Here is an 8,147-nt window from a genome sequence, read left to right on the forward strand (position 1 = left end):
ATTCCTATAAAAATTAAGCTTCAAAAAAACAATAAGAAAAATGAAAATTTTAAAATTGCTTCAAATATTGAAGCCTAGGTTAGAGTATTTAAAAAAAATATTTAATGTCATGAAAAACAATTGACATTTCAACATCCGTATGATAATATTATTCGGGTAGCCGCATGAAACGGGTTAACAGAAACACGTTAGTGTACCTAGTTTTGGCGAGAAAGGATAGAGGAGGTGCGATATGTACGCAATTATTCAAACTGGTGGTAAACAATACAAAGTTCAAGCAGGCGATGAAATCTTCGTAGAGAAGTTAGATGTTAACGAAGGCGAATCTTACGTGTTTGAGCAAGTTTTAGCAGTTTCTGGAGATAATGGTTTAGAGTTTGGTCAAGCTGTTTCTTCTGCAAAAGTTTCTGCAACAGTTGTGAAAAATGGTAAAGGACCAAAAGTAATCATTTTTAAATACAAAAACAAAAAAGATTACAGAAAGAAACAAGGTCATAGACAACCATACACAAAAGTTAAAATTGAAAACATCACTTTATAATTAAAATGATTAAGGTTGATGTATCAAAGGCAGATGATTTCTATTATAGTCTTAAGGTAACTGGTCATGCATATTCGGCTGAACCAGGAAAAGATCTTGTATGTGCAGCAGTTTCTGTTTTAGCACAGACTGTAGCGAATGCGATTGAACAGATTGGGAAAGTTCCTGAGAAGTCAATGAACCTTAAAATTAGCAATGGCCATTTGTCGTTAAGTATCGAACAGGCATATCGATCTGAAAGGACAAATATTATATTTGAAACTTTCATAGTCGGTATAGAAGGCATAGAAGGAACGTACCCAGAGTACGTAAAACTTAGAATGAAGGAGGTGCAGGGAGATGTTAAGAACTTTTAACTTACAGTTATTCGCAAGTAAAAAAGGTGTTGGTTCTTCTAAAAATGGTCGTGAATCTCATTCAAAGAGACTCGGCGTTAAAAGAGCTGATGGACAAAAAGTAAGTGCAGGAAGCATCTTAGTTAGACAAAGAGGTACCAAATTTCACCCTGGTAATAACGTTGGCATCGGCGGCGATGATACATTATTCGCTAAAGTAGAAGGCGTTGTTAAGTTTGAAAGAAAAGGTAGAGATAAAAAACAAATAAGCGTTTACGAAGCTTAGTCTAAAATGTCCATCAACCATGATGGACATTTTTATTGTATATCATTAGTTCTCGTCCAGCTTTGAGAAAGAGTGTTCAAAAGCGGTTAGATGAGAACAAGGGGTGTTCAACCTCAAAAGCGTCAGTGAAAATTGTTTTGAGTCATTGCAAGATGGCACAAATGTTGTTTTAAATGTGTTATGTGTTTGTAGTTTTTAAAATAAATGATTAAAGATATTGGATATCTTTTAAATTATTGTTAGAATAAGAGTATGGTTCATGATTTTAAAAGAAACGTCTGTTTTTTTTGATGCGTAAAGCGATACCTTGTAAAGAAGAGGTGTAAAATGTTTATAGATATAGCTAAAATATTTGTTAAGGCTGGCGATGGTGGAAACGGCAAAGTAAGCTTTAGAAGAGAAAAATATGTGCCAGACGGCGGACCAGACGGCGGCGATGGCGGTCGTGGCGGTAACGTTGTTGCAGTTGTGGATAACAGCATGAGAACACTTATGGACTTTAGATATAAGCGTAAGTATGTTTGTGAAAACGGCGAAGATGGCGGTAAAAAGAAGATGTCTGGAAAGTATGCTGAAGATCTTGTGATTCGAGTGCCTCAGGGGACGATTATTAGAGACGCAGATACAGGAAAGGTCATTGTAGACTTAAAAGAAAAAAGCCAAGTGGCAATCCTTGTTAAAGGTGGCCGCGGGGGAAAAGGAAATACACATTTTACAACTTCAACTAGACAAGCGCCTACCTTTGCTGAAAAGGGTGGTAAAGGGCAAGAACGTAATATCGTTTTAGAGTTAAAAATGCTTGCAGATGTTGGATTATTAGGATTCCCTAATGTAGGGAAGTCTACTTTCCTTGCAGCAACCACAAAAGCAACACCAAAAATTGCAAATTATCATTTTACAACACTTCAACCTAATTTAGGTGTTGTTGAAGCCATTAAGGGTAAAAGTTTTGTCATTGCTGACATTCCAGGCCTTATAGAAGGTGCTAAAGAAGGTGTGGGCTTAGGTCTTGATTTCTTAAGACACGTGGAACGTACTAAGGTTTTGATTCATGTTGTTGATGTCTCAGGCCTTGAGGGAAGAGATCCATACGAAGATTTTTGCACAATAAACAATGAAGTTTTCGGTTACAATGAGAGACTTGCCACAAGAACTCAGGTTGTTGCTGCCAACAAAATGGATTTATTGTTTGATGATGAAGCCCTTAAAACTTTTACAGAGAAAATCGAAGCAGATGGTTACAAGGTATTCCCAATCTCTGCTGCTACTGGACAGGGTATTGAGCCACTACTTAATTATGTAACCGAGCTTTTAGATACAATTGAAGATACACCGCTTATAGATGAAGATGATTATTTTGTAGAAGAACTTGACTTATCGAATGAAAATGAAATCAAGTACTTTATGGATGATGATGTTTACTGTATTGAAGGTGATTATTTAGAGAGATTGCTGTTTTCCACTAATCTTAGCGATATAGAATCCTTAAGAAGATTCCAAAATGTTCTTAAAAACAAGGGTGTCTTCGATCATCTGAGAGAATTAGGCATAGAAGATGGCGATACTGTTAGAATATTTGATTTAGAATTTGAATTCTACGATTAGGAGACCTTAAATGTTAACTGGAAAACAAAGAAGTTTTTTAAAAAGCCTTGCAAATAAGTTAAAGCCAATGGCTCAACTTGGAAAAGAAGGTATCTCTGAGAGTTTTTTAGCTCAGATGAATGAATTATTAGAGCATCATGAAATCGTTAAAGTAAATGTCCTAGACAATAGTCTTGAAGATGCAACAGCAGCAGCTTCTGAAGTTGCAAAAGCACTAGATGCTGAGTTTGTTCAAGCCATAGGCAATAAATTTACGATTTATAGACAATCAAGAGAGAATCCAATGCTTGAAATACCAGGCGCGGACAACACACGTGTTAAAATCAATATGCTTAAAAAAAATCAGAAACCTTCTGATAAAACACGTGTTACAAAAAAAGGCGGTAGAATTTCAAAGCCTTTACAAGGTAAAAAGTCTAGAGCGAAAAAAGGTTAGACTAATTTAACATGGAAAAAATAATGACTGTTATTTTTAAGCTTTGATATAAGTTTAAAAGTAACAGTCATAATGCTATGTGACTAAAATTTATATGATGAGTAAAGAGGAAGTCATGACACAGACAAAAAAAATAGGAATAATGGGTGGCACATTTGATCCAATACATTATGGACATCTCATGCTTGCAGAGCAAATTCGCACGAGTTTTGAATTAGATCAAATTATTTTTATACCCGTTGGAAATGCGCCACATAAACAAAATCATCTTCCAGCCAATAAAATGCATCGATATATGATGACTTTGCTTGCCACTGCATCAAATCCTAGTTTTACGGTTTCTGATATTGAAATCAAAAAAAATGAGATTACCTATACGATTGATACCATTAAAACACTTAAAGATGAGTTTACTGCTAATGATGAACTCTATTTTATTACAGGTGCTGACGCAATTATACTCTTAGATACATGGAAAAATTATAAAGAACTAGTCAAATATGTAAAATTTATAGGTGCTTCAAGACCTGGAATTGATGAAAATCTTCTAAAAACAAAAATAGAAGAGCTTTCAATTGAGTTGGGGGCACATATTGAACTTTGCACGGTTCCAGCGCTTGCGATCAGTTCAACAGACATTAGAAACAGAGTTATGGAGGGCAAGAGTATAAAATATTTACTGCCTGAATCTGTTGAAAACTATATATTTAAAGAAAAATTATATATTTAAGGAAAATTATATATTTAAGAAAAATTATGATTTTGAGATAGAATTAGTCTTTAAAATGAACTTGATTTTCTAATCAAAAATATGTAAATTTACAATTTTGGAGGGCCTAGTGTTAAGTACCTATAAGTTGAAGCAATACTTGAAGCAGCATTTATCAAAGAAGAGGTATAAGCATACAGTACAAGTTGCACAAGTTGCAAAGACACTTGCAGAAATATATAATATTGACCCCTTTAAAGCGGCATACGCTTCACTTGCACATGATATAGCAAAAGAAATGAGCGACGAGGAAGCACTTTTATATATAAAAAAATATCATATTAAACTCGACCCATCAATTGTTCATAACCCCAACTTAGCCCATGGTGAAATTGGTGCGATTATATTGGAAAAACAGTTTAACTGCACAGATCAAGAAATACTTGATGCAGTCAAATGGCATACTTATGGTGAAAAAAACATGTCTTTACTATCTAAATTGGTCTACATGGCAGACGTCATAGAACCCTCAAGGCACTTTGAAGGTGTTGATGAATTGCGCGTTTTGGCTCGTATAAATCTCGACCAAGCTATTCTAAGATTTTACGATTTGTGTCAAGGATACTTTGAAGAGAACAATCAAAAAATGCACTTAAATACTTATGAAATGATAGAAACGATTAAAGAGGAGAGCCTATAATGTCAAATATTATTGTATTTCTAATGTTCCTTTTGGGTCTATTCTTGATTATTAAAGGTGGAGATTGGTTTGTCGATTCATCATCATGGATGGCACGTGCAACAGGTATACCCTCTTTTATAGTTGGGGCAACCATCGTAAGTTTTGCAACGACCCTGCCAGAATTATTGGTTTCTGTTCAAGCATCTCTTAAGGGTAACGTAGACATCGCTATTGGGAATGCCGTTGGATCAACCATTTGTAATATTGGCTTAATCAGTGCGCTTGCGTTCATGTCAATGACCATAGACATAAAGAAAAAGCCTTATATGATAAAGGGTATGATTATGATCCTCTCTACAATTACTTTCTCATTACTGGCTTTAGATAATGTGTTAACCAAGGCAGAATCCTTGATCCTTATTGCATTTTTAGCTTATTTTATTTATTATAATATTAAGAGTATCCGTGAAAATAGTTATGAAAAAGATGAGGCAGTAGAAAGAGATCCGAAGACAATCAGAAATAATTTGTTGAAATTTGTATCAGGCGCTATTTTTATAATCTTTGGGGCACGTCTTCTTGTGGATAACGGCATCGTCCTAGCTCAAATATTTGGTGTACCTGAAAATATAATTGCTTTAACTTTTATTGCTTTAGGGACGTCTTTACCTGAACTAACGACAACGATTTCTTCCATTATAAAAAAAGATTCCGCTATTGGCGTTGGTAATATTATTGGTGCCAATATTCTTAATATAAATCTAATCTTAACTGTTTCCAGCTTAATCTCTAAAAATGGATTAATTATTCCTAGGAGCAACTTTTCAATTTTAAATTATGCATTACAGAATAAGGCGCAAACATTAGTATTGGATATACCTGTCTCTGTAATTTTGATGCTCATTATGATAATTCCTGTATTCTTTAGGGGAAAAATTTCGAAAAACCAAGGCGTTTTAATGCTTTTATTATATTTTTTATATATTTTTATTTTGATTACTATTGCATAAATGTAACTTTTCGTTTAGGATAGTCATATCCCAGGAGTGTGAAATGGAAAATTTGATTAAAAAAATACATGATTTACTTTTAGATAAGAAGGCTCAGGATATTGTTACCTTATCCTTAAAAGAAGTGACAACTATCGCTGATTATTTTATTGTTGTCACAGGAACCTCATCAACACATATCAATGCTTTGAGTGACTATATAGAAAAAGAATTAGCCAAAGAGCAAATTACACCTAAGCATAAAGAAGGTAGACAAAAAGGCGAATGGGTACTCTTAGATTATAGCGATATTGTAATCCATATATTTAATAGGGATTTAAGGGATTACTATAATCTTGAGAGAATTTGGAACGATGCAAGGCGTATTGAATTTTAGGGGGGTAAGATATGATTCATCCAATTCTTGAGAAATTTATACCAGTGGCAAAGGGGGTTGCTGAAACCTTCGGCTCAAATTGTGAGGTTGTAGTTCATGACTTCAATAATCTGGAAAATTCCATTATTGCCATTTTTAACGGACATGTAACTGGACGTAATAGTGAAACAAAAATGACGGATTCTATCCTTAAAATCATTAATAAACATCAAGAAGGACACGATGTTTATAATTATACGGGAAAAAGCACGCTAGGTAGAGAACTTAAATCAACAACAACTTTTATCAGAGATTTAGATCAGAATATTATCGGTTGCATGTGCATTAATTTTGACATTACAGATATGCTCAGTGCCAGAAATATCATGAATGAGCTTTGCAAGGTTGATGAGAAAGAGGTTGAAGCCATTGGCGAGGTTAACAAGGTCAATGATGTGCTTTATGATATTGTTGAGAATACAATTCATAAGTATGGTAGACCAGTCATCTATTTAACAAAGGATGAAAAGGTTAGTATTGTCAAAGATCTGGAAGAAAAAGGCGTCTTTTTAATCAAAGGTGCTATTGATTATGTTGCAAATGCTTTGCAAGTATCAAGATATACAATATATAATTATCTCGATGGTATTCGAGAAACAAAATAGGAGGCAGATATGTTAAAAATTATTGCAACAGAAAAAGCACCTGCAGCAGTAGGTCCATATTCTCAAGGCGTTGAAGCAGGTGGTTTTATTTATGTTTCAGGTCAATTACCATTAATACCAGGCAAAGGTGAGCTTGTAAAGGATGACATCAAGCTTGCGACAAAACAATCTTTAGAAAATGCTAAAGCAATTTTAGAAGAAGCAGGCGCTTCATTTAAAGATGTTGTGAAGGTTACTGTATTATTAAACGATATTACTCAGTTTGCGGATATGAATGCGGTTTATGCTGAATACTTCACTGATCACAAACCTGCAAGAGCTGCTTTTGAAGTGGCAAAATTACCATTAGGTGCAGATATTGAAATAGAGATGATTGCTTATATTGGATAATTAGTAACGTAAAAAAAGCTATTAAATATAATTTAATAGCTTTTTTCTTGTTTTATGGCAAGTTCTAATTACTTGTTATCAGATCTATGTCTGTTTTTTAACTGTTTTTTTCGAGCGCTTATCTTTTGTTGCCTTAATTGCCTTAGTCGATTAACAGTTACGATCGTCCGCCATAAGATAATAGCCGCGAATATTTTAAGAGCCAAGAAAAATATATTTTTTAGATTAAAGAAATCCGCTTTAGGTGCATCAAAGGCCTTTGTCTCTTCGGTTATGAGATCTTCACCAAGGTAAGTATCTGCCGCAACTAAGTTGGTTTCACATAAGAGGACGTCATTTAAATAATATGAGACATTTCCTAGGACCTCACCTTTTTCAACTGGCAAAGTAATCTGATCTTGAATGGTCTCTTTTCTAACGAGATCTGAGACAGATAGGCCAGTAGGTAAATCCACTGAGAGTGCGTTTTCTGTAACAAGCTGAAGACTTGTCTCGCGTTTATCATCTAGTACCTTCTGAGTAACAAATTCCCCAAAGTCATATAACTGATAGGTTACTGTCCCGAACATCCCATAGTCAAGGAGTTTACGAGTATCGACATACATGTCAGTACCTTGTGATTTAATAATAACCGAAATGAAATTGCGGCCCTCATAAGATGCCGCCCCCACAAAGCAATGGAGGGCTTTTGTCGTATAGCCACTCTTTATACCTGTTATTAAATCATAGCCCTTTGTTACAGTAGAGCCTCTATAAGAAATCTTGTCGCTTGAGCCTGGAACGCCTGGAATGAACTTGTTTGAATGATTCAAATACCTTATTTCGTCTTTTATATCATTTGCAGGAATTTCAAAACGTGGTGTCATGACGATTTCGCGAAATGTATCATTTTTCATGGCGTATTTAGCAATCATGGCCAAGTCATATGAAGTTGTTAAGTGGTCTGGATCGGGGAGCCCGTGTGGATTTTGAAAATTTGAGTTCAAAGCACCCATTGAAGCCGCACGTTCATTCATGACCTTTGCAAAGGCTTCAATTGAACCAGAATGTGTTTTAGCGAGTGCTTCAGCAGCATCATTGGCACTAACCATGAGCATGGCGTGTAGAAGTTGATTTACGGTAAGAACTTCACC

The 8,147-nt window shown here is 34.9% G+C and carries 12 protein-coding genes; 11 read left to right on the forward strand and 1 reads right to left on the reverse strand.

The genetic code is table 11. The annotated features are described in order from the left end of the window. Positions 1 to 232: 232 nt before the first annotated feature. The 11 genes from rplU (at position 233) to AC220I_RS14465 (ending at position 7,014) form a co-directional block, all read left to right on the forward strand. A complete protein-coding gene (rplU, locus tag AC220I_RS14415) occupies positions 233 to 541 on the forward strand; it encodes a 50S ribosomal protein L21 (protein WP_486724551.1) in 309 nt (102 codons plus the stop codon). 5 nt (positions 542 to 546) lie between these two features. Next, positions 547 to 897 carry a ribosomal-processing cysteine protease Prp gene (locus AC220I_RS14420; RefSeq protein WP_486724552.1) on the forward strand — a complete coding sequence of 117 codons (351 nt, stop codon included), beginning with the start codon at positions 547 to 549 and terminating at the stop codon, positions 895 to 897. Beyond that, positions 881 to 1,162 (forward strand): 50S ribosomal protein L27, encoded by a 282-nt coding sequence (gene rpmA / locus AC220I_RS14425; protein ID WP_486724553.1) that lies wholly within the window; start codon positions 881 to 883, stop codon positions 1,160 to 1,162. Before AC220I_RS14420 ends, rpmA begins: the two co-directional genes overlap by 17 nt. A 327-nt stretch (positions 1,163 to 1,489) precedes the next feature. Continuing rightward, the gene (gene obgE / locus AC220I_RS14430) at positions 1,490 to 2,767 is read left to right on the forward strand and encodes a GTPase ObgE (RefSeq protein ID WP_486724554.1); all 1,278 of its coding nucleotides are present in this window, start codon (positions 1,490 to 1,492) and stop codon (positions 2,765 to 2,767) included. A 10-nt stretch (positions 2,768 to 2,777) separates the two neighbouring features. After that, positions 2,778 to 3,203, forward strand: coding sequence for a ribosome assembly RNA-binding protein YhbY (gene yhbY, locus AC220I_RS14435; protein ID WP_486724555.1), 426 nt, complete (start codon positions 2,778 to 2,780; stop codon positions 3,201 to 3,203). 115 nt (positions 3,204 to 3,318) lie between these two features. After that, a complete protein-coding gene (nadD, locus tag AC220I_RS14440) occupies positions 3,319 to 3,933 on the forward strand; it encodes a nicotinate-nucleotide adenylyltransferase (RefSeq protein ID WP_486724556.1) in 615 nt (204 codons plus the stop codon). Between the two features lie 109 nt (positions 3,934 to 4,042). Continuing rightward, entirely contained in the window at positions 4,043 to 4,612 is a 570-nt protein-coding gene (gene yqeK / locus AC220I_RS14445) for a bis(5'-nucleosyl)-tetraphosphatase (symmetrical) YqeK (protein WP_486724557.1), read from the forward strand. Continuing rightward, positions 4,612 to 5,604 carry a calcium/sodium antiporter gene (locus AC220I_RS14450; protein WP_486724558.1) on the forward strand — a complete coding sequence of 331 codons (993 nt, stop codon included), beginning with the start codon at positions 4,612 to 4,614 and terminating at the stop codon, positions 5,602 to 5,604. The genes yqeK and AC220I_RS14450 overlap by 1 nt, the downstream gene beginning before the upstream one ends. A 43-nt stretch (positions 5,605 to 5,647) precedes the next feature. Further along, positions 5,648 to 5,980: a ribosome silencing factor gene (gene rsfS, locus AC220I_RS14455; RefSeq protein ID WP_486724559.1), complete on the forward strand. Its 333-nt coding sequence runs from the start codon at positions 5,648 to 5,650 to the stop codon at positions 5,978 to 5,980. 11 nt (positions 5,981 to 5,991) lie between these two features. Beyond that, positions 5,992 to 6,624, forward strand: a complete 633-nt coding sequence (locus tag AC220I_RS14460; protein ID WP_486724560.1) for a helix-turn-helix transcriptional regulator — start codon at positions 5,992 to 5,994, stop codon at positions 6,622 to 6,624. 9 nt (positions 6,625 to 6,633) lie between these two features. Further along, a complete protein-coding gene (locus tag AC220I_RS14465; RefSeq protein ID WP_486724561.1) occupies positions 6,634 to 7,014 on the forward strand; it encodes a RidA family protein in 381 nt (126 codons plus the stop codon). Positions 7,015 to 7,082: 68 nt separating this feature from the next. On the opposite strand, the gene AC220I_RS14470 is transcribed toward AC220I_RS14465, so the two are convergent. Then, on the reverse strand, positions 7,083 to 8,147 hold a 1,065-nt coding region (locus tag AC220I_RS14470), incomplete at its 5' end, for a D-alanyl-D-alanine carboxypeptidase family protein (protein ID WP_486724562.1).

It is taken from the genome of Fusibacter sp. (assembly GCF_057447755.1).

Bases quoted from the DNA above. Each gene is read 5' to 3' on its own strand.
- AC220I_RS14465 (WP_486724561.1), top strand. From the start codon at position 6,634: ATGTTAAAAATTATTGCAACAGAAAAAGCACCTGCAGCAGTAGGTCCA.
- rsfS (WP_486724559.1), top strand. From the start codon at position 5,648: ATGGAAAATTTGATTAAAAAAATACATGATTTACTTTTAGATAAGAAG.
- rpmA (WP_486724553.1), top strand. From the start codon at position 881: ATGTTAAGAACTTTTAACTTACAGTTATTCGCAAGTAAAAAAGGTGTT.
- nadD (WP_486724556.1), top strand. From the start codon at position 3,319: ATGACACAGACAAAAAAAATAGGAATAATGGGTGGCACATTTGATCCA.
- yhbY (WP_486724555.1), top strand. From the start codon at position 2,778: ATGTTAACTGGAAAACAAAGAAGTTTTTTAAAAAGCCTTGCAAATAAG.
- obgE (WP_486724554.1), top strand. From the start codon at position 1,490: ATGTTTATAGATATAGCTAAAATATTTGTTAAGGCTGGCGATGGTGGA.
- rplU (WP_486724551.1), top strand. From the start codon at position 233: ATGTACGCAATTATTCAAACTGGTGGTAAACAATACAAAGTTCAAGCA.
- AC220I_RS14460 (WP_486724560.1), top strand. From the start codon at position 5,992: ATGATTCATCCAATTCTTGAGAAATTTATACCAGTGGCAAAGGGGGTT.
- AC220I_RS14420 (WP_486724552.1), top strand. From the start codon at position 547: ATGATTAAGGTTGATGTATCAAAGGCAGATGATTTCTATTATAGTCTT.
- AC220I_RS14450 (WP_486724558.1), top strand. From the start codon at position 4,612: ATGTCAAATATTATTGTATTTCTAATGTTCCTTTTGGGTCTATTCTTG.